We start from the raw sequence: 23,260 nt of genomic DNA, 5'->3' as shown, positions 1-23,260 counted from the left end.
ATCAGCTAAAAGCAGAAACAAGCTTTAATAAAGGCATGCCCGCAAAACAGAAAAAAGCTATGCGCAGTACAGGTTACCTTGAAAAGGTATTGAAATCATAGGCTTTTTTCATGCTCTTGCCCTGGCTATAAACCCTAATACTTTGGGAATTATAAAAACTATGAGAGCGAATAATGCCGATCCGAGTGCACCATAAATAATGTTCTCTATGTTTAAACTTTCAAATTCCAAAATTCTCTCCATTTGAACTTAACATTTTAGTATTTGTGCGACACGCAGTTTGTGTTGCATAATCGCTTGTTGGACTGAGGCGCTACCTGCTCGGTGTGTCAGAGTTAGTGTTACTAATGCTATGGGGATTTGCTTTTAATAGTCTAAGCGATATCAAGCCAACTTTACTGGCGTGTCTATCGTATCTAAGCTGTCCCTGCGTTACTCAGCGTTTATTATGTATCCATTAAACCTAATGTTTCACCATTAAGCAATTATATTTAGCCAACCCCCAATGACCGCTGATCGCTCAAAATCGACCTATAGAGTATTTACGTTAACTCATAATGGGGCAGAAACGAGTTACGCCTGAAGGTCTGATTTTGGCACATCTGTGACAGCCAGACTTGATTGAGTCCTATTTATCGGTTCTGACAAATCAAGTTAAGACGTAATCACATAGGTCTCTTAAGTACGTCTACTTACATTTTACGGATAGCATTTATTTTATTAATCTTCTTAATAACTCCTGACTCAAAAAGTTGCTGCGCGCTGGACTTGAGCAATTGAGTTTCCTCAAGCGTTATATGCTCTTTAATGATTAAGTTTGCATAGGTAATTTGCAGCCGGTTTATTGCACGGGTTTTCTTTCTGCATTCAAAGCACTTGATCGCATGTGCATCAATCCAAAACTTTAATTCTTCAAACCAATATTGCTGCTCTTTAGCAAAAAATATAAACGCTCTATGGCAATCTACACATTGCTCTTCTATATCAACATAGAGTTGCCTTGGATATAAACTGTCACATTGTTTTTCGATAACTGCGGGGATTGCCGTCTCAGGGAAGTAATGAACACTTGAATATCGCCAAAAGGCATTCTCGATTTCTTGCTTTGTATAACTATTACCAGAGAGGATTGGCTCGCTGCCATATCTTGGGTGGTTTACATAATTGGTCATCTTAGCTATTTACCCAGCACAAAAAGGATGGCTAAAGCGCCGACTGCTAGAGCAATAATTAAACTTTTATTTAGTTTACTCAACCAAGGAGAAACAATAACGTCATTTTCTGAGTCGTTTACTCGCGGTTGAGGCTGTTGAGCTGTTGGTCTTGCTGGCAGTTCGCTGTCTGCAAGCTGCTGCAAAGTCATTACAACCTGTTCAGGATTAACATGGTCGCCATTTGCAATCGTTATATTCTCAATAATGCCACTGCAGTCGGCCATTATTTCTAAAACAACTTTTTCAGTTTCAACATCAAATAACACATCACCGGCATAAACGAGTTGGCCTTCACTAACATAAAGTTTAGCGATATCCGCTGTGTTTATTGAGTCTGGAAGCGTGGGGACTTTAACATCTATGTTCATAATTCCTCCCTGGATATAATACCAATCGACTTAAATATTTAACCATTTATCTGTCGCTATAAATGGTCAGTAACTTAAAACGATTGGTACAACACTATATATTAACAATTAAAACTAAAAAACTGAAAGCTAAATTATCAACCAAACGCGACATTAGCGAACACGGCGGTCATCAGTATCGGACACACATAACGTATGTACTGAGCAAACCAATAACGCATGCCACTTGCAGCCTCATTTAATTGATTACCACGGCGCCACAACCACCCTACAGTGATAAAGTAAAATAAGCCCATAAGCGGTAATTGATACTGAGTCAGTACCATGATCACTAAACCAAATAGCCAATCAAAATTGAAAATAATCAACGATGACGCGGCTAAAACCGTTAAGCTCACTAAAAACGTCGCTTTTTTACGCTCTACTTGATGGTTTTCAACTAAAAAAGCCACTGGAATTTCAGTGGATGAAATAGTCGATGTGAGCGATGCAATCGACATAAGTACAAAAAACAGTAAACCAACCAATAAGCCAATTTCGCCCATAGTATTAAATAACTGCGGTAGAATTGCGAAAATTAGTTGCCCTTCTCCCACTAATTTTCCATCACTAAATACTTGCACGCCATTGTGCTGCGCCACGTAAATTGCAGGAATAATTAATAAACCCGCTAAAAAGGCAACCCCTGTATCAAGTAACGCTACCGACGCGGTTAACCGCGGCAAATTAGCATCAGGCTGCAAGTACGAGCCATAAATCATCATACAACCGACACCCAGTGACAGTGAAAAGAACGCCTGTCCCATTGCCGCAATAATTAAACCTGGGTCGAGTATTTGGCTAAAGTCTGGCACTAAATACGCAGCAAAGCCTTCACTTGCGCCATCAAGCGTGGCTATATAAGCAATTAGCACAACGAGTAACACCAATAGCATCGGCATTAACCGTCGCGACCATGTTTCTATGCCAGATTTAACACCTTTGAGAATAATACTCGCAGTGAGGATCAGCATCAGTGGTGTAAATACAAAATTACGCGCCATCGAATCCGTGTGTAAAAACGCACTGACGGTGGTAAATCCAAAAAAGCTAGCAATGGGTTCAAGGGCATAAGCAAGCATCCAACCTGCAACAATTGAGTAAAAGCTCAGCATCACAATCGCACCGGCTAAACCTAAATAACCAGCAGCAGCGCCTACTTGCGGTGCTTGCTCTTGCCATGCTTGTCTAAGTGCTTTAACCGGATTAGCTTGCGCTTTATGACCTAAGTACAACTCAGTGTATAAAGCTGGCAAGGCTAAAAAAAAGATAACTATAAAATAGACTAGTAAAAACGCGCCGCCGCCATGATTTGCCGCTTGCGTGGGAAATCCCCAAATATTACCTAATCCAACTGCAGCGCCAGAAGCTGCTAAAACAAAGCCAAGGCGGCTTTGAAAACCATCACGCAATTGTGCCATACATCTACAAATCTGTTATTATTTTTCATTATTGTGAATTAAACCATATTTAACTCTCACAGAGTAATAAATTTGCCTTGGCTTAATTAACCAGCGCACAACCGCACAAAATATAAACATGTTTGTTCTTTTATCACTTTAATTGTGGATTTTATGCCTGCATTATTTTTTCAACAGCAACTCGTTATCACCAAACACAGCGTGCAGCCGTTCAATGCGAAAACTATTTTATTATTTGATGCCCAGCAGTTAAATGTTGATGAATTCGATTTAAACGCACTATTAAGCCCATTTGAACTGACGGTGATCACCCGTAGAAAAAGTTACAAAGCCAAGCAAGAATATTTAGCCACTCGGCTACTGCTTAAGTATTTGGTAAAACAAACGATGCCACAATTTCGTGATCTAGCAAATAACCATATTAGCTCTGAATTTGACCAGCAAAGCAGTAAATTACTGCTACATATAACTGACAGTGACACTGTATTGCGTAGTTGTTTATCCCACTCTAATGGTTTTGTGGGTGCTGCATTAAATGTAGAACGAATTGAATTTGGTTTTGATATTGAAAAAATAAACCTGAAGCGCCCATTTGCAAAGCTCGCTAAGCATTTTTATCATCTTGATGAGGTAAATTTAATAACGCAAGATCAGCAAAGTGCAGAACGATTTTTTAGAATATGGACCTTAAAAGAAGCACTTGCCAAAGCCACCAGCCAACCAATTGCAAAATTACTCAGCCCCAATGTATTTACTGAACTTGAGCGAGCAAATTTAACAGCGCTGAGTTGTCAATATCATGAGTTTGATATCAGTGTGGTAAGTGACAAGAGCACTGACTGGCAGTGCTCTGTGGTAAATTCTACCGCCCAATTACGCGGCGTTTTGAACTTCTAATAAACGGCTGTGGATCGCTTGCACAACAAAGTCTGACTCGCTCTGCTCCACTAAAAAGCACAGGTTATGTTTACTTGCGCCATGACAAATTAAGCGAATATTAAAATCGCTTAATACATTCATTAAGTTAATTTCTTGCTGACGTAATTGAATTTGTGAACCAATTAATGCCACTAAGGTTAAGTTGTTCTCAACCGACACGTGGCAAAACTCCGCTAACTTATCAAGGCATTCTTGATCAAGCTCAGGACGCGAGGCATTTGGCGCATTATCTAAAGTAATTGCAACACTTATCTCTGAGGTAGTTACCAAATCAACCGAGATATTAAACTCACTTAAAATTGTAAACACGTGAGCTAAAAAGCCACTAGCCAAAAGCATTTCGGGGCTTTTTAAGGTTAACAATATTTGATTTTTACGCTGCGTGACAGCACGAATTCCGGGGATTTGTGATTTCTCACGTTCGATCCAGGTACCACCACGTTCAGGCTCACGGCTAGAACCAACAAACACACTAATATGGCTGCGGCTCGCAGGTAAGATAGTTGCCGGATGTAATACTTTCGCCCCAAAGGTAGCCATTTCGGCCGCTTCATCAAAACTTAAACGCGCAATCGGCGTAGCCTTAGCACATAAGCGCGGATCGGTGCTAAAAATGCCCACTACATCAGTCCAAATGTGCACGCTTTTAGCGTTTATGGCTTCGGCCAGTAATGCCGCACTGTAATCTGAACCACCACGACCAAGTGTGGTAGTTTGACCATGTGCGTCGCTGCCTATAAAGCCTTGAGTTACAATAACCTGTTCAGCTAATAACGGAATTAAATGCTCTTTTGCGGCCATTGCTGTTGCAGCTACATCTGGGGTTGCTTTAGAAAACTGGCTGTCGGTTTTTAATACCTGTCGCACATCAAAACGCACCGCATTTAAGCCATTTAAACGCAGTACCTGAGTAAATAAATAGGATGATAAACGCTCACCAAAGCTCAATAACTCATCATGTTGTTGCTTTGATTTTAGTGGTTCACTGGCAAGTGACTTAAAAGCTTTAATGGTTTCATCAAAGCCATGAGCTAAATCAGCATCCAATGACAGCTCATTTAAAATAGCTTCTTGAATAGCAATAACGCCAGCAATATTCTCATTGCGCTCTTCTGCTGATAAATCTTTTTTACATAAGGTCACAAGGTGATTAGTCACTCCTGCGCTGGCACTAACGGCCACTACTCGTACGTTGTTATCGGCTACAATAATTTCACTGCAACGGCTCATCGCTTCAAAGTTAGCCACACTGGTGCCACCGAACTTTGCGACTACGTAGTCTGATTTTTGATTTTGTGCTGACTGTTGCAAGTTAGTTGCAGCTAATTGGGTATTCATGTCGTCTCCTTTTGTGGCATTCATACCACGATAAAACAAGAAGAACTTGGCAAGGGGGTGCTCGATAAGAAAAGTCCACTGCCAGAAGCTCTCCACCTAATTGGTGACAGTTTTGAGGATTCAGCCCCATAAACCGAAAAACCACTGTGACGTCCAGTTGCTTTCCTCGGCGAGTACTTCCCTCCTTAATGATTACAGGCATACGTCGCCTAACATTAAGTACCTAAGTACCGCACCTCTTCTGAATGTTAGATTAATTACGTAAATTATTAGCAATTAAATAACAAAACCCGCTATTAAGCGGGCTTTGAAAGTTATCGTTTAGACGTCTAGCTGTCAAGTTGTTTTAAATAATAAAAGCAATTAAATAAAACTACCTGCTAAATACGATCCCATATAACCAATTGTATAAGCGATTAATAAATACACCGACATACGTAAATAACTCATGAAGGTAAGCGCTTTTACTTTACTCATAGCGATAATACCGGCAGCCGAGCCAATAATAAGCATGGACCCACCCACTCCAGTTGCATACGTAAACGACAACCATTGTTGTGGACTCATCACTATTTCAGCTTTAAGTAACGCAGCCGTTAGTGGTACGTTGTCAACCGCAGCTGATAATATACCCATTAAATAATTAGCGTATTGTGCTGGCATTAACTCGTAAAGATGAGTGAACTTACTGAGCATACCGACTTCTTTCAGAGCGCCTACAAGTAATAATACGCCAACGAAGAACAGTAAGGTGTCGTATTCTATTTCGCGAATATAATCGATGATTTTTTTATTCACATCTTTTTTGCGCATTAAAAATTGCGCTACTAAAAACATCAACGACAAACCAAATAAGAAAGTTAACAAAGGCGGCACATGATAAAGCACGCTTAACGTTAATGTCCCGACAATCGTTGATAAGAAAATCACTGCAATAGTGATATCTGTTTTCTCAATGCGACGGTCCTCTTGTTTGGTAAACTCAACTTGGCCGTTGAGTCCAAATGACAGCATAATGGCCAATAGCGCCACGCTAAATAACGCAGGCACAACCAACAATAGCAAGTGACCAATGGTAACTTTGTCATCAAGGAAAATCATCAAGGTAGTAACATCACCGGTAATTAACGACACTCCGCCCGAGTTCACACTAAAGATGATAAGCGTAGCGTATTTAATTAGCTTTTTCGGATCGAGTTTTAACGACATCACCACCGCAAGGGAAATTAATGTGGCTGTGATATTGTCTGAAATCGACGAAAATAAGAAGGAGAACCCGCCAATCAAAAACATCAGTTTGCGTTCGCTAATAGCACTGGGCATTATCTTATGCACAATATTTTGGATAAAACCTTTGGAGTTCAAATAGGCTACAAAGGTCATTGCAGCCATTAAAAACAACCAGAGTGTGGCAATCTCTAAAATATTGTGGTCAAGTTGATGTTGTACGTTTTCGGGGCTTTGCCCGTGAAGCGGCGAGATAAATAAGATAATCCAGCATAAAGTACCAAAGAAAAGCGTGGTTTTGGCCTTGTTTACATGGATAATATCCTCTATAACGATGAGCACGAATGCTAGCGTTATCAGGGTTAGGATAATTGCAGTTACCATGGTGTTTGAACAACCTTTATAAAAATGTAAAAATTGTATGTTATGAGCCGCAGGACGACACGGCGCGCAGTCTAGCACCAAAGAATGTGTAAAACTATTGTCAATTTGCTTTTCTACGACTAATCGCTGAGGCCTAACAAGCCGGCTTTACAAGATAAATTAGGATTTTTGGAGTTTTATGATCCCAGCTAAAAAGTTGCTAAATACCCTAACAGAGCACTGGGGAATGTTAGAGCTGCTATTTAAACGTTTTAAAATGGCTGATTTCAGCCTAAAAGACGTGCAAAATGCGATCAAACAAAAACAACCTACGTGGTCAAATGAGCGCATTTACAAAGAAACCAACCGCCTTTTAAACCAAGATATTATTATTCCCTTGGCTAAATCGTCACAACTTGAAATTAACCGTGCAATTGCAGATTTTGCCACTTTTTTATTGCAGGAAGAACATTTAGGCTTGGCGCAAGAAATTAGCGTGCTGGTTGAAGATTTAGCCCGTTTGGGTAACCGTTTAGACAATGCCGGTAGTATTGAAGACTACGACGAGATGCGCCGTTTTAGCCGTATTATGGATGATCGGGTGCGTAAAATAATGAAACTATTTGCCCACAACGAAAATGCCATTTTAAATATTGTTGAACAAGCAAAAGCTAATAATGCGTTGCAATCATTACAAAAGCGTTATCAAGCGGTGATTGAAGCGTTCGATGAATACATTGAACCAATGCTTGAAATGGTCGATATTCGTGGCGATTTTCATGCTTGTTTTAATACCATCGAAACACAAATCAGTACGCAAATCGAATATATTGAACGCAGCGGTAAAGCTTATCAAGATAAACGCATGCTTGAACGATTACGTACCCGAATTTTAGAAATGCATTTAGTTGGTCGCGAAAGCCTGCGTAAAAGTGCCGATATGCTAATGCCACTGCGTGAAGAGTTGCGCCGTAATAATATGATCACTCGTCAAGCAGCTAAAGTACTTGGTTTAGTACGTAAAAATGGCGTTGATAATATGCTCAGCGCCGTACAACCACATTTTGTCTCTGACACGCAGCGGTTCTCATTGGGGCAACAGCGCCATATGGTCGCTTATATGGCTGCACTTGTTGAGTTTGAACACAGTGAATACGAACTTCCTGATCAACAAGATGTGCCTGCTTTTGTTACGCCCAATATTCCAGATTACAATAATGTTAAAGCAAACTTTAAAAAACGCTTCAATGCTAAACGTAAAAAGCCACAACCATTATTGACCTTTTTAGAGAAAAGCTACCCAGACCTTGAAGCCGACGAAATGCTGTTTTTATATCAAAAGCTGGTAAGTGACAGCGATATTGAAATCAATCAAAGTGATGAAAAAATGCGCGTGAAAATTGCCGGGCAACATTTTTCTCTTTTCCCTTTTAATTCTAAGCCTGTTGACTCTCAGCAAACACCAACAGTGGATGAGTAACCGTTATGACACAGATAAATTTAGATGAACTTAGTCATCTACAAGCAATTAATAAAAAATTAGTCACCGGCTATCACATTAGCGAACAAGACACCGTAATGTGGCAAGAGCTTGATCAACAAATTGATCATTACCGCGCATTATTCAGCGCCCTTGGCCACGATTTACAACATGACAGCCGTGGTTTTTATTACTTTGCCAGTGATGAAAGTACACCCAATATGGGGAAAATTTCCCGCGCGATTGCCTTAACCATTTATATCTTAATTGAGCACTATGCAAACTCAGGTAAAGACCCAATGCGTGCCTTATTTGATGAAGTGAATGATTTAGAACTGATGCAAACTTTAGTGCAAATGAACAAGCACTTATTTGATCAACTCGAAATTTTTTCAGGATCAGACCTACGTAAAGACGTGTACTTACGCATGATTCGACTTGGCCTTGCCCGTGAAGTAGAAGGCGGCTTTATGCTGCAAGCACCTATCTACCGTTATATTGATGCCTTAATGGAAGTAAACGAAGAAACCTATATTGGAGAGGACGAATAATGAAAAACCTATACGGCCTCAGTAAGCTGGCATTATTAAACACCGCCGGTTATGCCAAATGTGTGATCCCGCTTGATAAAAGCAGCTCAATTTGTGCACCAAATAACACCGGTAAAAGCTCGGTGATCAATGCTCTGCAATTTCCGCTTATTAATGATTTACGCCTAACAGAATGGGACGGTCATGATTTAGACGAAACCCGTAAATTTTATTTTTCGTCAGATCAATCCTATATTTTACTCGAAGCCGACCTACCCCATGGCCCGGTGGTGATTGGTGTAGCTGGGCTTGGTAAAATTGCCGGTTACGCACATCAGTTTTTTTGTTACCAAGGCAAGCTTGATCTTGAGCAGTATACTCAAGGTAAAACCATCATTAAGTTCACTAAACTGTTTAATCATTTAAAAGAGCAAGGCTTTAACCCTATTGAGCTTAAAGCGCAAGAGCTCAACGCACTATTAACGGGTGGTGCCACGCCATTTGATGGCGACATTAACTTAAAGATGATCCCGCTTAACAACGTGCAAGATTCGGCAATTTATAAAGAAATTTTCCGCCGTATTTTGAACCTGCATAAATTAGGCGCTGCCGACGTAAAGCGCTTTATGTTACGCGTATTTGAACGCCACATGTCAAACTCAAAGGTCGATTTTTATGAAGTATGGCGTCGCTCCTTTGATAAAGTAAACCGCGCAAAACGTGAGCTAAAAGCACTCGAGTCGATGCAAGAGCCTATCTGCGCCCTTGAATCAATGCTTGAAAACCAAACCGTACTCAAAGGTAAATTAGCCGCATACGCCCCCAAAATTGACCAAGCATTAATCGATTTTGATAGCTACCAAGAGGCGCAATTGAGCGAGCTTAATGTTGCCCTTGAAGACATTGAACACGAAAAGCACGAGTTTGAACAAAAACAACAACTTTATGTACAACAATCGCGCGATATTGAACGCAGGCAAACACAAATAGAGCAATGGTTTTTAGACTTTGGTGCTCTAAAATCTGAATTTGAATTGGTTAACATGGCAACCTTAAAAGTAAGCCTTGGTCAATTAAAGCAAGATTACGAGTCACTATCGCATTCTATCAACAGTGCACAAGGGCAAAGCCTGCATACTCTTGATTACCGTATTAGTGAAACACAAAAGCAGATCAAAAGCTTAAAGCTACAGCTTAAAAATCTTGAGTTTAATTTATTTACCCGTATGCGCGAGGATTTATCACTTAAAGAAGTTGAAGAGATCTCGCGTATTCTAAACCCTGACATTCTGTCATTTGCCACCACCAGTAATGGTGATATAGATATCACTGATGAAGATGCCTTTGGTGCATTTTTAGAGCAATTATCAGATAACGTGAAAGGCGGCGTGCTTACCCTGCCAGGCGCGACCATCAAGCTGAAAAAACTCTCACCGGTGCAGATGCAAAGCGGTGAAAATAAAGAGCAACTTACTGCGCAACTCAGCGCCCTAGAACAGTCACTCAATGAATTTAAGCAACAGCGTGATGTGGCCGCCAATGTGGCCGACAAACAAAAAGAAAAAGATGCCTTATACGATGAACTCATGGCAGCAGAAAGCGCACTTAAACGCTTTGAACAATTCCAGGTTATGCTGCAATCTATTGATGCACAAACACTCTTAAAAGAGCAATTATTGGCTGAACGCGAGCAAGTTGATAGCTACTTACAAGATATTCAAAATAACAGCGGTTCAATTAGTGATCGACGCTCGATTATTAAATCGAAAAAAGATTTAATTTCACGCCAAGCCGAGCGCCTACGCCAAGTGAAATCTGAACGAATTGACCACACGCTGGATTTATATAGCGGTAAAGTCACCCCGTATATGATTGATGTGCAAATTGACTTTGATAATCTCAGTGACTTAGTTCATCACTTTAATAAAGATTGCCAAGAGCTGCGTAATTTTGATATCAACGTTCGTAATACCTATTTGCATATTTACAATGCCGGTATTACCAAATTTGATAACGAAAATGACGAGTTTAGTAAATACCAGAAATTGATTGGCGCGTTCCATAATATTGATAACGAACGTGATGCGGTTGAACGCCAAGCCCGGGTTGCACTCACAGAAGTAGCCGCGACGATTAAGGGACTGCGTGAAGATTTAGACAGACTGCGCCGTGAAATGAACAGCTTCAATAAAGGCATTAGTCAGCATCGTATTTCAAACTTACAAGCATTTAAAATTAACGTGATACCACGCAAAATGTTGGTTGATAGTATTGATACCATTATCAGTACCTCAAATCAGTTTGAACAAGGTGATACGCTGGATTTACTCAGCCAAGAACCCTACAGTGAAAGTGCTGTCAACGAAGCAAAAGATCACTTAATTAAACTTGCCTCTGATAAAGCCGGTTTAACCCTTACTGACTTATTTGATATTCGCTTTGAAGTAGTAAACCGTGCAGGCGAAACCGAGCATTTTGAAAAAATTGATTCGGCTGGCTCAAACGGTACGCGTATCACCATAAAATTATTATGCGGTATGTTGTTTATCCGCTACTTATTAAGCGACCAAGAGCAAAACTTATACCGCATCCCGATTTATATTGATGAAGCGGCCGATATCGATCCGCAAAATCAAAAAGCAATTATAGAAACCGCACTCAGCTTTGGCTTTGTGCCAATATTTGCCTCGGTGAAACCACAAATTAGCTGTGATTATATTGTGCCAATTCGCTCCGTTAAAGACGGCGCCCAGAACTGGGTAGATGAAAAGGATTGGATAGAAGTAGAGCATGAATAAGACAATAGCCACGTTTGTGTAAATTAATGCATCATTCAGTCAAGGACGACTAGACTGATCAACATCTACTTTGTACACAAATTACAGGTAAAAAATAACATTTCCTTGAATTAATTCTATGTTATGTTATCAAACGAATAGTAATTAAATTTGCCAAGGAGCAAACTCCATGAAAAATATACTAATTGCAGCTGCTGTATTACTACTAGCAGCGTGTGCAAAAACGCCTGATATTGACTACGACAAATCTGTGGACTTTGGTAACTACAAAACGTTTGCTTGGTTTCCACAAGCAACCTTGGCTGACGCTGGTAACTATCAAATCAGCCCATTGATGGAAAAACGTGTGCGTGAAGCGGTAAATGCACAATTACAAGCAAACGGTATGACACCTGCCGATGAAGCATCAGCAGATGTGTTAATTAACTATCATGCCTCTGTTGATACTAAAGTTGACGTTGATACATTTAATGTAGGTTACGGTGCACGTTGGAACTACTGGGGCATGGGTTATAACACGCAAACAACAACCCATGAATATGATGTGGGCACTTTAGTGATTGATGTTGTTGACCGTGCCTCTAACCAGCTTGTTTGGCGTGGTGCTCGTGAAGGTCGCCTTCAGAAGAAACAAACACCTGAAGAGCGTAACAAAGCAGTGCAAGAAGCCGTTGCAACAATTTTAAGTGGTTTTCCACCAGAAAAACTAAAATAACACTTTAAATTAGCATTCAAAAAAGCTCACTATTTAGTGAGCTTTTTTGTAAGTCTTATGCCTCTTTTAGCACATTCGCCACAAATTCTGTGAACGAATTGGCTATAGGACTAGTAAAGCTAGCATTGTATACATTGCTTGTATCGGGTCTAATATAAATAGTACCATCTATATCGTTTGAAAAGACCATAAGAAACCCATATCTAAAATGTTCAGTGTGCTTATTTTGTTCGTAAATATCTAAACGTTTTATCTCAGGGTTAATCCCATAAATAGGCTCATCAAATATTTCTGCATAATTTAAGTTTACCAGATAATCAAAAAAATCTTTTGGTAAATCAATATTTAATCTTGCTTCTAGCTCATAAACTTTTTTTCTTGCTTGGCCTTGGCCAACTACACTAGAATGATCTTTCAACATTTCTACTAGATTCATAAGTCCTTCTTATAATTAATTATACATAGCATTTTTTATGAAAGTTAAACTATGCAGGTTTATTAAATTAGTAAATGCTAATCCGCCTTATATTTATGCAGTAAATCTAGCGGTATATGGCAGTAATCATCTGGATGATTAGTTAGTCGGTCTTGGTGCTCAGCATCACTGGGGACATAATTTGTTAGCGGTTTAACCTGTACAGCTATTTTGTCGGCATCATCTCGTTGGCTGATATAATCGCTTGCTAACGTTAAGTGACTTTGCTCTTCACTATAAATAGCCGTGCGGTATTTTTCACCCACATCATCACCTTGCTTATTAATACTGTATGGGTCAATAATTTCAAAGAAATAATCAATTAGTTTATTAACCGTGACAGCATCAGTATCAAAAATGACTTTGACACACTCTGCATAACCATCGTACTCACTTTGTGTATTATCACTTGTACCATTAGCCCGCCCTGCTTCTGTAATAACTACTCCGGGTAAGTGCTTCATAAACTCTTGCACGCCCCACAAACACCCTCCCGCAAAATAAATAGTTTGCTGGCGAGCATAAAAGTTAGCTGGTTGTTTTTCATTCATAGAGGGACCTAATATATTTAACAAGCAAAGACAGTGTAATGCTTTCATTTTAAGAATGATCATCAAATGCAGTTTTTTCGAATTAATGTACAATAGCGCCAAAAATCGTGACTGTTTAATTTTGCTATTTTATCACGCTATAAAAAAGTGTTACGACTTTAATTTTTAGCGCAATCGCACATAAAGAATATGAGAAAAACAACATGAACCGTACCTCGCACCTTATTATACCCGCAGTACTTGCCAGCATATCCAGTGTTGCTTATGCGGCAGATGACTCTGAAGAATCGACAACCATTGAGCAAATAACAATCGAGGCATCCCCTACAGCAAATACGTTACCAGTAGGTACCTTTGACTCACCTATATCAAATTTAGAGTATGACCCTCGTGTTGATTTGCAATCGCGTAACATGGCAGAAGCACAAGCTGATGTTACTATTCGTGGCGGTATCTTTGAAAACACCGGTTTTAGAGTCGGCAGTGCAACTTTACTCGATCCGCAATCAGGCCATTATTTTGCAGAAATTCCTATTGCACCGCAAATGCTCACTGGCGCAAGTGTATTGACCGGTGCTGATAATGCACTTTACGGTGTAAATAGCTCAGTAGGTACTGTGTCGTTTGGTTGGAAGCCAATTACCACTGGTGGCAGTGTATCTGTAGGAGTCGGCACTAACGACTTTAATTTACAGAGTGTTCATGCTGGTAAAAGTATCCCTTTAGATACAATCGCCGATTGGCGCCTAGGTTTTGAAGGTGAATATTCTCATTCACAAAGCGATGGCTCTATTGATTTTGGCGATCATGATTTTAATCGCGCTACTGCTCGTGTGCAATTAACGAGTGCAGATTCACAAACTGATTTATTTTTTGGCTCACAAGAGAAATTTTTTGGCTGGCCGAACCTCTATACCCCATTTGGCGTGAATGAAACAGAAGACTTAGAAACGCAACTGTTAATGCTTAACCATAAACAAAGTTATGCAACAAACAGTGAGTTTGAAGTATCAGCTTATTATCGAAAAAATAACGACCATTATATTTACTCTCGTGAAAACCCAAGCGCGTTTGAAGCTTTTCACGAAACAGAAGTTAAATCATTCGCCATCTCCGGGCGACATGCTCAAAACGATGTGTTCTCACTAAACTACTCAGCACAATTTATTGAAGATTCCATTGAATCAACCACGCTTGAGAATAACTTTACTTCGCGTAACTATTATAAAATCAGTGTATTGCCAGAATACACTATGGCTCTTGAGAACAATCAGCAGCTAACAGTGCGTTTAGGCGCAGCCTTCGATGATACCAACCGCGATGACTCACAATTATCGCTGATAGGTGATATCACATTCAATACAATTAATAGTAACGCCACTGAGCGGACATTTTATTTATCCTACGCTGAGGCCAGTCAAGTTGCAGGTTATACTGCTATTGGTGGCAATGACTCTGGTGGATTGTTTAGAAGTAATTATAACCTTGAGCGTGAAACCACCAAAAACTTAGAACTGGGTTTATTACTAGAACAACAAAGTTGGCAGCTTAATTCGGCTATTTTTTACCGCCAAGATAATAACTTAACTGACTGGACATTTAGCTTTGATTCAACCTCAGCGCGTTTTGCCGAACCGGTTGATATTGATACCGCTGGCCTTGAATTTTTAGCCACTAAGCAATTTGAAAATACTGAAATTATAGCCAGTTACACCTACCTCCATAAATCAGAAACCTATGGCTCGCCAGATGTCGATGCAAGCTTTTATGCCTTAAACTTCCCTGATCACCGTTTAACTCTTGGTGCTGTATGGAGCCCGACGGATATATTAGAGTTTCGGATTGATAATGAATGGCGTAAACAGCATAAAAATGCGCTGCGACGCTCTGATGATGAAGCCTTGTTTACTCAGCTGACGTTAAAAGTAACGCCACCGATACTGCAAAACTTCTTTATTACTTTAGCAGCAGATAACCTTTGGGATGAATCGTTTGAGGAAATTCCAGGCACACCTGGGCGCGGTGAGCAATACACACTAACTGCAACTTATAGCTGGTAAATAAAAAATATGTATAAAAACCGCATTTTTAAGATGCGGTTTTTTTATGTCATTTGTTCAAGCTCGGTAATTAATTGCAGCGCTTGCGCATTCGTTGTTCCACACACATCAATCGTCGCACTAAAATCACTGCATACTTTTGGCCGCCTTTCATCACCAAATAACTTACATAAATTGTTGTTATCTAACTGAATGCAGCGCTCTCCTGCTTTTTTGCCATTAGGCATCCCCGGAATCGGTGAGCTAATACTTGGTGCGATACAACAAGCCCCACACCCGAGTCGACACGCCATTGGTGATGTATTCATCTTTGCCCCTTTTGTAATCTATTTCGCTAATTTGTTAATTGTGTAATGACTTGTTACATCTTAATACGCCTTGTAAACACTTTATTCATTATAATTGCTGTGTCACCTAATTATGAGGAAAGCCCTGTGGCTACTAAAAAACAAATAATTCTACCTATTGCCGTATTAGTCGCCGGTGTAGGTCTTGCGGTTGCGTTTTCAGCAATGAAACAACCGCCAGAAGAAAAGCCAGCACAAGATACACGCCCTCTGGTATCAGTTAGCGCAGTTCACCTTGATGCAATTACGCTAGACGTAAAATCGTATGGTGTAGTAAAAGCAAAAGATCACACCCCACTGGTTGCGCAAGTAAGCGGTCAAGTGGTATTTGTCTCTGAGCAATTTGTGCAAGGTGGATTTGTCAAACAAGGCGATATTCTAGCACGAATAGATCCAAATGATTATGAAGCTGCGTTAATTGAAGCCCAAGCAGGCATGGCGCAAGCCAGCTCTGATCTAGAAATTGAGCGAGCGCAAGCTCATGTAGCACAGGCAGAGTGGGATCGAATAAAAGACGATTCAAATCAAATGATCCCATCTCAATTATATTTACGCAAACCACAATTAGCCGAAAAACTAGCGCGTTACCGTGCAGCACAGGCATCTGAAAAACGCGCAAAACGTAATTTAGAGCGCACATACATAAAAGCGCCTTATGATGCGATTATTTCTGAACGTGCAATTAGTTTAGGCAGCGTAGTTAATCCTGGAAGCCAATTTGGCGCTCTCAGTTCAACCTTAGTGGCTGAAATTCGCCTTCCTGTGGCAGATAAAGAATTACAATACCTAATCGATAGCGGTATCGGCGCGAATGTAACACTCAGTGCAGACTATGCTGGTAAGCCAACTACTTGGCAGGCAAAAATTGTCCGCAGCGAAGGTGTTATTGATCAAAAAAGTCGTATGAGCTATTTAGTGGCGCAAGTTAATACACCTTATGCCAGTGAGCAACCGCTGCGCTTTGGCTCTTATATCAATGCGACCATTTCTGGCCGCGAGCTTGATAATGCGATTATCGTTCCTCATCACTTAGTGAAAAACGGTAAAATAGTGGTAATGAATGATGATTTAACTCTTTCGTTCAAATCTCTTAATATTATTAGAGAGCAAAATGGCATGGTCATCGCTTCACAAGGCTTAAATGATGGTGAGCAATTGATCACCTCGGCTTTAGATTTCCCAACCGAAGGCATGCAAGTAAAGCTAAATGACTCTGATAAACCTGCAGCTGCAACTCAACTTGCACTGAAAGAGGAATAGAGCATGACCATCCATAGCGAAAAAGGCTTAATTGCCTGGTTTGCTCGCAACCCTGTTGCAGCAAACCTATTAATGATTTTTATTTTAGTGGGTGGTATTTTAACCGCGTTTTCTATTCGCAAACAAATGTTCCCACAATTTGAAAATAACTGGATCAGCGTCCAAGCTGTCTACCCAGGTGCTGCCCCACAAGAAGTAGAAGAAGGCATCACCATCAAGGTAGAAGAAGCTCTCGAAGGCCTAGAGGGTATTAAACGGAAGATTACTTATTCAAACCGCGGTTATTCTCAAGCGTGGATCGAAATTGAAGAAAAATATGATACTAAAGAAGTGCTCGATGAAGTAAAAATGCAGGTTGATGCAATCAACACCTTCCCTGCAGACATGGAGCGTCCTATTGTGCGCCATGATAAGTTTGAGCAAGAAGTAATGATCCTCGCCTTATACGGTGACATGAGCAATTATCAGCTCAAAGAACTTGGCAACAATATCAAAGACGAACTGCAAGCACTGCCACAAATTAACTTAGTTGAATTTAATGGTGGCCTTGATTATGAAATTGGTATTGAAGTTAGCCCTGATAAACTTCGTGAGTATGGTTTAACTTTTAGAGACATTGCGAATGCAGTGCGTGCTTTTTCAGCCAATATGTCTGCAGGTCAGATTCGCTCTGAAAACGGCTATATTTCGATGCGGGTTGAAAAACAAGCTTACCGAGGTGATGAATTTGCCAAACTGCCATTAATATTACTACCTGATGGTGCACAAGTGTATTTAGGCGATGTAGCAACCATTAACGATGGCTTTGCAGAAGGCTTACAATACTCTAAATACAATGGTAAAAATTCCTTGTCGTTTGAAGTAAATGCCTCAAAAGATCAAGATATTACCAAAGTTGCAAAAGTTCTTAAGCAGTACCTTAATGATAAAGCAGGTCAACTTCCAGCGGGTGTTAAACTCACGCCGATTGTCGATTTAACCTACTACCTAGAGGGTCGATTAGACATGATGATCGACAACATGGTGTGGGGTGGTCTATTGGTTATGGTGGTACTTGCGCTATTTTTACCCCTACGCTTAGCATTTTGGGTAATGATGGGTTTACCTGTGTCATTCCTAGGCGCGTTTTTAATGATGCCGATGGGCTTTTTAGATGTCACCATCAACTTAGCATCACTATTTGCCTTTATATTAGTGCTAGGTATTGTGGTTGATGACGCCATCGTCGTAGGTGAATCAGCCAGTGCTGAAATTGAAAAGCATGGCCACTCTCTTGATAACGTAGTACGTGGTGTTAAACGCGTCGCAATGCCTGCCACCTTCGGTGTCTTAACTACCATCGCCGCTTTTTTACCGCAAACTTTAGCAAGTGGCCCTGGTGCTGCGTTTTCAAAAGCCATTGGCGGGGTTATTATTCTGTGTTTGATTTTCTCTCTGATTGAATCAAAACTTATTTTACCAGCCCACATAGCAGCAATGAAACACCGAGAACCAAATCCGAAAAACCCATTACATCGCCTCCGTAAAGTGATGGATGGCGGTTTAAAACGGTTTGTTGATAACTATTACACGCCATTTATTGGTCATTGTATTCATTATCGTTATACCGTAATTATTGGTTTTATTTGTGTATTAATTGTCAGTGCAGGGATGTTTGCCGGTGGTTTAGTGAAGTTTGTAGCGAACCCTAAAATTCCTCATGACTTTCCACGTATTTCAGTCGAAATGAACTTAGCATCGTCTGAACAAGCAACCCTAGAAACTGCGCAAAAAATAGAGCAAGTTATTATCAATGTTGATAAACAACTTAAAGAGCAATATGGCACAGCCATGGTACGCGATCTTTCAGTTAGCTTACGTGGACGTACCGATGCCAGTATTATGGCAGTATTAATTGATCCTGAGTTACGCCCTATCGATACCTTTGCATTGAGCGCACTATGGCGTGAACAAATGCCTCCTTTACCTGGCGTGAAAACACTAACCATTCAAGACAGTATTATGAATGGTGGTCGAGACGACGGTGATGTGAGCTTCCGCCTAGAAGGAAAGGATGCCAAACAATTAAAAGAAGTAGCAGCAAAACTTAAAGAAAAACTCAACACCATGGAAGGTGTGGGTGATGTAAATGACTCAATGCAAAGCGCTACAGATGAAGTACAGCTTGACTTAAAACCACTGGCGTACAGCATGGGTTTAACCCTTGCCGATGTTGCCTCACAAGTCAGCTTTAGTTACTACGGCCTTGAAGCACAGCGTATTCTACGTGACGGCGAGGAAGTGAAAGTAATGATCCGCTACCCTGAAGAAGCTCGTAACTCGATCAGCGATATCGCCAGTGCTCGTATCATTACACCTAGTGGCGCAGAAGTACCTTTGGCTGAAATTGCCGATGTAAAACTGGTTGATGGTGTAAACCGTATTCGCCGCGAAAACTCAAAGCGTACTGTTAACGTATGGGCTGCGGTTGATACCGACCAAGTTGAACCTTTTGCCATTGCTGAAGAAATACGTGATGAGTACTTACCGGCACTACTGAAGAACTACCCAGGCGTACAAAGTAGTGTTGCTGGACGTATTCAAGAAGAAATGGATAGCGTTGCTGAGCAAGTGCGTGATTTTGCACTTTCAATGATGATTATCTTCGCGTTATTGGCAATCCCACTACGCTCATACTCACAACCATTGATTATTATGTCAGTGATCCCATTTGGGGTTATTGGTGCCATGTTTGGCCATATGATTTTAGGCATGACAATGAGTGGCTTATCAATTTTCGGGATCATTGCTGTAGCCGGTGTTGTTGTGAACGATTCATTAGTAATGGTGGACTTTGTTAATAAAGCACGTGCTGATGGCGTAGCAATAAAAGACGCAGTAATGCAAGCTGGTGCACGTCGTTTTAGAGCGATTATGCTCACCTCAATCACTACCTTTATTGGCGTGTTACCAATCATTATGGAAACCAGCTTACAAGCTAAAATTGTCATCCCAATGGCAGTATCATTGGCCTTTGGTGTGTTATTTGCCACGGTGATCACGCTGATCCTGATCCCATGTCAATATGTCGCACTAGAAGATGCTAAACGATTAATTCGTAAATGGCGTGGAAAAGAAGCGCTGGTAGATGGTGAATCAATTCATAGCAAAGTGAATACTATAATAAACCGCTCACCTTTATAAAATTTTATATCCCAACCAACTAGCCCGAGCTGTATACAGTTCGGGCTTTTTTATTTGAATCAAAAAACGTTGAAGGAATTATCTTTAAACGAAATCGTAGAAAATATAAATAAAAATGCCTCTGCAAAAAAATAGTCAATCCCTTTTGATGTTGAATTGACTGATTTTATTGCAGAGTGTGTTAGGTAATTAATTTTCCAGAACACTAGGTTCAAGTATACCTTTATCAATTAGTTGGCTTATCATCGTACGTGCTTTTTCTCTGCATACATCACGCAATAAACGCACTGCAGGCGTTATTGATTGACGGCTTGGACAAATTAACCACAGCTCACCACAGGTATGCTGGTAATTATTCATCACTGTAACTACCCTATCGTTAAGTAGATCATCAGCAATATCTAATGCCGATTTTACGGCAAGCCCTTTGCCAGCAACACACCAGCGCCTGACTAAATCACCATCATTAGAGGCACGCTTGCCTTGCATTTTTACTTTGTATTTTTTTTGCCCGTCGGTGAATTCCCACGCGTTATTGATAATATCTTGCAGTTGATAAAATAACCCTTGATGCTGTGCTAAATCATCTGGATACATAGGCGCACCATAACGTTTTATATAGTCAGGTGAGGCGCATAATAAACGTGGAATATTACAAATTTTAAACCCGTAAACATTGGCATCAGTTGGCGAGCCATAACGCAGTGCTATATCCACCGAATCTCGGTAGAAATCCACGTTACTATCACTAATATGTGTGCGCAGGCTCACCTTCGGGTAACTATCCATAATTTCATCAATCCAAGGGATAACTAAATTACGGCCAAGATCAGAAGATAATGCAACCCTTAACTCACCTTCAATCTCATCATGTTCGCCTTTTAGGTTCTGCCGAGCTTGCTCAAGTATCGCTATTGCTTGCTCACACTGTGGGATATAGCGCTCCCCTGCGGCAGAAAGCCTTAGATGACGTGTTGTACGCACAAATAGGTCTACACCTAATGTTGATTCCACCCGTTTGATAGCAGCACTGGCGGTTGCTGTACGCATATCAAGTTTTGCCGCTGCAAGGGTAATACTTTTAAATTCAGCGACTTTCAAAATAAGTTTTAAATCGTCAATCTGCATATTATCTAAATATATTTGATAATGATTCAATAATTATGCTGTTTATCAAAAGTAATGCAAGCGCTATCATCTGCCTCATTCAACGGCTTTGATTAAATAAAGCTATTCGCTACAGGAACCAATTATGACACACCCGATTATTACCGACTTAGAAGCGCGTTACACAGCAAAAAAATATGATGCAACTAAACGTGTATCGGCAGAAGATTTAGCTGTGATCTATCAAGCCATGCGTTTATCTCCGTCATCAATTAATTCGCAGCCATGGAAATTCATTGTTATTGAGTCTGAGCAAGCAAAACAACGTATGCATGATACTTTCGCTAACAAGTTTCAATTTAATCAGCCGCATATTAAAACTGCATCACACATTATTTTGTTTGCTTACAACCCGAAATACACCAGAGAAGATTATGCAAAAGTGATTGACACTGATATCGCCAATGGCCGTACGCCAGCAGAAAATCGCGAGCAAGCCTTTGGCGCATACGCATTTGTTGACTTAAATACTGACGCATCTGGCAATAATGCCGCATGGACCAAAACACAAACTTACCTTGCACTTGGTAATACTATGCATGCTGTTGCGCGCTTAGGTATTGATTCAACACCAATGGAAGGCGTAGATAGCGAGCTAATTAGTGAACTTTTTGCGGATGAGTTAGATGGTTATATTTGTGAAGTCGCACTTGTCATTGGTTATCACGAAACACAAACCGACTATAATGCTAAGCTTCCAAAATCACGTTTGAGTCAAGATCAAATTATTCAAGTGGTTTAAGTTTTACATTACCGGTTAAGAAGAGCCTGTTACAGGCTCACTTTAACAAGCTTTTTTGCATTATAGCCTCTGCTATGTGCTCTCTTTAGCAGCTCCACAAACAATTTTTTCTTCGCCAAGATGATATATATTATTTATTGCTACATAGGCGCCAGATACAACGCCTGTAATAGGGACTAATAATATCCCACTAATTGAATAGTAGGTATTGGTATCCTCAAAGCCATTAATTATTTTTAATGTCTTACGGTCAGAAGATATTTCACATTTATTGACTGCTGACATGTCCTTAGTTGGTACAACGATACAGCCTGATAACATCGTCAAAGTAAAACATATAGTCGTAACTAATTTCATCTTGTAACATCCTCGTTTTTAATTGTCATATAGAAACCATAAAAATTAATATTTATAGATTGTTGGGTAACTATCTTATAAATACTTTACTAAACAAAGTATGCGCTCCACGCAACCTGTTAGTAAATAATGGTAAAAAATTTTTATCTAAGAAAACCGCTTTTTACAGGCTTGCCTCCATAACTCCCCGCAAACCTTGCACATATAAATCAAGCTTATAGGTTCAATTTTCACTAATAAACATGCACATCAGACACAATACTATGCACCGTTTTATATTGAGGAAACTTATCTAAAATTTTCTTGCAATAACAATAGCATAGATGGGCAACTTACTTTAGCAGTGATTCTGTTAAAGAAATCAAATAAAAACCAATAAAGAAACTATTAATTTAACAAAGGTAATGAATTGCAATCAAATTGTAAGCAGTAATGTATTTAGAAAAGTAACTTATTCAGTTAATTATTATATTTAATTCAGGTATAGAAACAACGTCAAACCATAGTATATAATAGTACAATTAAAATTAACTTTGATAAAAATCAAATTTAGATGTCTTAAATATGGCTGTTACGACTCATATTAATTATTTTTATATGGAGCCTAAAACCCGTAAAATCTAATTACAAAGCATTAAAAAAGTATTTTTGTATAATGTTACTTTTTAGGCTAATTAAAGAGTTTT

General features: G+C 39.9%; 19 protein-coding genes and 1 riboswitch. Of the genes, 9 read left to right on the top strand and 10 right to left on the bottom strand.

What is annotated here, in order from left to right; genetic code table 11:
• Positions 1–692 precede the first annotated feature (692 nt).
• The 3 genes from H5186_RS19205 to H5186_RS19195 all read right to left on the bottom strand — a co-directional run bounded on the left by H5186_RS19205 (position 693) and on the right by H5186_RS19195 (position 3,042).
• Entirely contained in the window at positions 693–1,172 is a 480-nt protein-coding gene (locus H5186_RS19205) for a zinc-ribbon domain containing protein (RefSeq protein ID WP_182785012.1), read from the bottom strand.
• Positions 1,173–1,177: 5 nt separating this feature from the next.
• Positions 1,178–1,582 (bottom strand): biotin/lipoyl-containing protein, encoded by a 405-nt coding sequence (locus tag H5186_RS19200; RefSeq protein ID WP_182719137.1) that lies wholly within the window; start codon positions 1,580–1,582, stop codon positions 1,178–1,180.
• A gap of 137 nt (positions 1,583–1,719) precedes the next feature.
• A complete protein-coding gene (locus tag H5186_RS19195) occupies positions 1,720–3,042 on the bottom strand; it encodes a sodium-dependent transporter (protein WP_145242282.1) in 1,323 nt (440 codons plus the stop codon).
• 153 nt (positions 3,043–3,195) lie between these two features.
• Here H5186_RS19195 and H5186_RS19190 point away from each other — a divergent pair, with 153 nt between their 5' ends.
• Positions 3,196–3,939, top strand: coding sequence for a 4'-phosphopantetheinyl transferase superfamily protein (locus H5186_RS19190; protein WP_182785013.1), 744 nt, complete (start codon positions 3,196–3,198; stop codon positions 3,937–3,939).
• Here the strand turns inward: H5186_RS19190 and lysC are convergent.
• Both lysC and nhaD read right to left on the bottom strand, forming a co-directional pair.
• The gene (gene lysC / locus H5186_RS19185; protein WP_182760611.1) at positions 3,916–5,319 is read right to left on the bottom strand and encodes a lysine-sensitive aspartokinase 3; all 1,404 of its coding nucleotides are present in this window, start codon (positions 5,317–5,319) and stop codon (positions 3,916–3,918) included. The genes H5186_RS19190 and lysC overlap by 24 nt on opposite strands.
• A gap of 77 nt (positions 5,320–5,396) precedes the next feature.
• A riboswitch (Lysine riboswitch) is annotated at positions 5,397–5,568 on the bottom strand.
• A gap of 114 nt (positions 5,569–5,682) precedes the next feature.
• Positions 5,683–6,930 (bottom strand): sodium:proton antiporter NhaD, encoded by a 1,248-nt coding sequence (gene nhaD / locus H5186_RS19180; RefSeq protein WP_145242276.1) that lies wholly within the window; start codon positions 6,928–6,930, stop codon positions 5,683–5,685.
• 178 nt (positions 6,931–7,108) lie between these two features.
• Here nhaD and H5186_RS19175 point away from each other — a divergent pair, with 178 nt between their 5' ends.
• The 4 genes from H5186_RS19175 to H5186_RS19160 all read left to right on the top strand — a co-directional run bounded on the left by H5186_RS19175 (position 7,109) and on the right by H5186_RS19160 (position 12,432).
• Entirely contained in the window at positions 7,109–8,389 is a 1,281-nt protein-coding gene (locus H5186_RS19175) for a hypothetical protein (RefSeq protein ID WP_182794805.1), read from the top strand.
• A 5-nt stretch (positions 8,390–8,394) separates the two neighbouring features.
• Positions 8,395–8,940 (top strand): condensin complex protein MksE, encoded by a 546-nt coding sequence (locus tag H5186_RS19170; RefSeq protein WP_149982697.1) that lies wholly within the window; start codon positions 8,395–8,397, stop codon positions 8,938–8,940.
• Positions 8,940–11,717: an ATPase gene (locus tag H5186_RS19165; RefSeq protein WP_182719133.1), complete on the top strand. Its 2,778-nt coding sequence runs from the start codon at positions 8,940–8,942 to the stop codon at positions 11,715–11,717. Before H5186_RS19170 ends, H5186_RS19165 begins: the two co-directional genes overlap by 1 nt.
• 169 nt (positions 11,718–11,886) lie before the next feature.
• Positions 11,887–12,432, top strand: coding sequence for a DUF4136 domain-containing protein (locus H5186_RS19160; protein WP_145242267.1), 546 nt, complete (start codon positions 11,887–11,889; stop codon positions 12,430–12,432).
• A 55-nt stretch (positions 12,433–12,487) separates the two neighbouring features.
• On the opposite strand, the gene H5186_RS19155 is transcribed toward H5186_RS19160, so the two are convergent.
• Together H5186_RS19155 and H5186_RS19150 are read right to left on the bottom strand one after the other, a co-directional pair.
• Positions 12,488–12,868 (bottom strand): SMI1/KNR4 family protein, encoded by a 381-nt coding sequence (locus H5186_RS19155; protein ID WP_182785016.1) that lies wholly within the window; start codon positions 12,866–12,868, stop codon positions 12,488–12,490.
• A gap of 77 nt (positions 12,869–12,945) precedes the next feature.
• Positions 12,946–13,458 (bottom strand): peptide-methionine (S)-S-oxide reductase, encoded by a 513-nt coding sequence (locus H5186_RS19150; protein WP_182740673.1) that lies wholly within the window; start codon positions 13,456–13,458, stop codon positions 12,946–12,948.
• A gap of 203 nt (positions 13,459–13,661) precedes the next feature.
• Here H5186_RS19150 and H5186_RS19145 point away from each other — a divergent pair, with 203 nt between their 5' ends.
• On the top strand, positions 13,662–15,518 hold the full coding sequence (locus H5186_RS19145; RefSeq protein ID WP_182768161.1) for a TonB-dependent siderophore receptor: 1,857 nt from the start codon (positions 13,662–13,664) through the stop codon (positions 15,516–15,518).
• A 44-nt stretch (positions 15,519–15,562) separates the two neighbouring features.
• Here the strand turns inward: H5186_RS19145 and H5186_RS19140 are convergent, their stop codons facing one another.
• Entirely contained in the window at positions 15,563–15,826 is a 264-nt protein-coding gene (locus H5186_RS19140; protein ID WP_145242261.1) for a YkgJ family cysteine cluster protein, read from the bottom strand.
• Positions 15,827–15,952: 126 nt separating this feature from the next.
• Here H5186_RS19140 and H5186_RS19135 point away from each other — a divergent pair, with 126 nt between their 5' ends.
• Both H5186_RS19135 and H5186_RS19130 read left to right on the top strand, forming a co-directional pair.
• Complete coding sequence (locus tag H5186_RS19135) at positions 15,953–17,125, top strand: efflux RND transporter periplasmic adaptor subunit (protein ID WP_182794804.1); 1,173 nt, start codon at positions 15,953–15,955, stop codon at positions 17,123–17,125.
• Positions 17,126–17,128: 3 nt separating this feature from the next.
• Positions 17,129–20,308: an efflux RND transporter permease subunit gene (locus H5186_RS19130; RefSeq protein WP_149982707.1), complete on the top strand. Its 3,180-nt coding sequence runs from the start codon at positions 17,129–17,131 to the stop codon at positions 20,306–20,308.
• A 189-nt stretch (positions 20,309–20,497) separates the two neighbouring features.
• Here H5186_RS19130 and H5186_RS19125 read toward each other — a convergent pair whose 3' ends face one another.
• Complete coding sequence (locus H5186_RS19125) at positions 20,498–21,436, bottom strand: LysR family transcriptional regulator (protein WP_182794807.1); 939 nt, start codon at positions 21,434–21,436, stop codon at positions 20,498–20,500.
• A gap of 124 nt (positions 21,437–21,560) precedes the next feature.
• Here H5186_RS19125 and H5186_RS19120 point away from each other — a divergent pair, with 124 nt between their 5' ends.
• Positions 21,561–22,217 carry a nitroreductase family protein gene (locus H5186_RS19120; protein WP_182719128.1) on the top strand — a complete coding sequence of 219 codons (657 nt, stop codon included), beginning with the start codon at positions 21,561–21,563 and terminating at the stop codon, positions 22,215–22,217.
• A gap of 72 nt (positions 22,218–22,289) precedes the next feature.
• On the opposite strand, the gene H5186_RS19115 is transcribed toward H5186_RS19120, so the two are convergent.
• Entirely contained in the window at positions 22,290–22,574 is a 285-nt protein-coding gene (locus H5186_RS19115) for a hypothetical protein (RefSeq protein WP_145242251.1), read from the bottom strand.
• Positions 22,575–23,260 lie beyond the last annotated feature (686 nt).

Origin of the sequence: Pseudoalteromonas sp. SG41-2, assembly GCF_014164535.1 — a bacterium.
GTDB classification, from domain to species: Bacteria; Pseudomonadota; Gammaproteobacteria; order Enterobacterales; family Alteromonadaceae; genus Pseudoalteromonas; species Pseudoalteromonas rhizosphaerae.
This window is presented reverse-complemented; position numbering and strand designations above follow the sequence as displayed.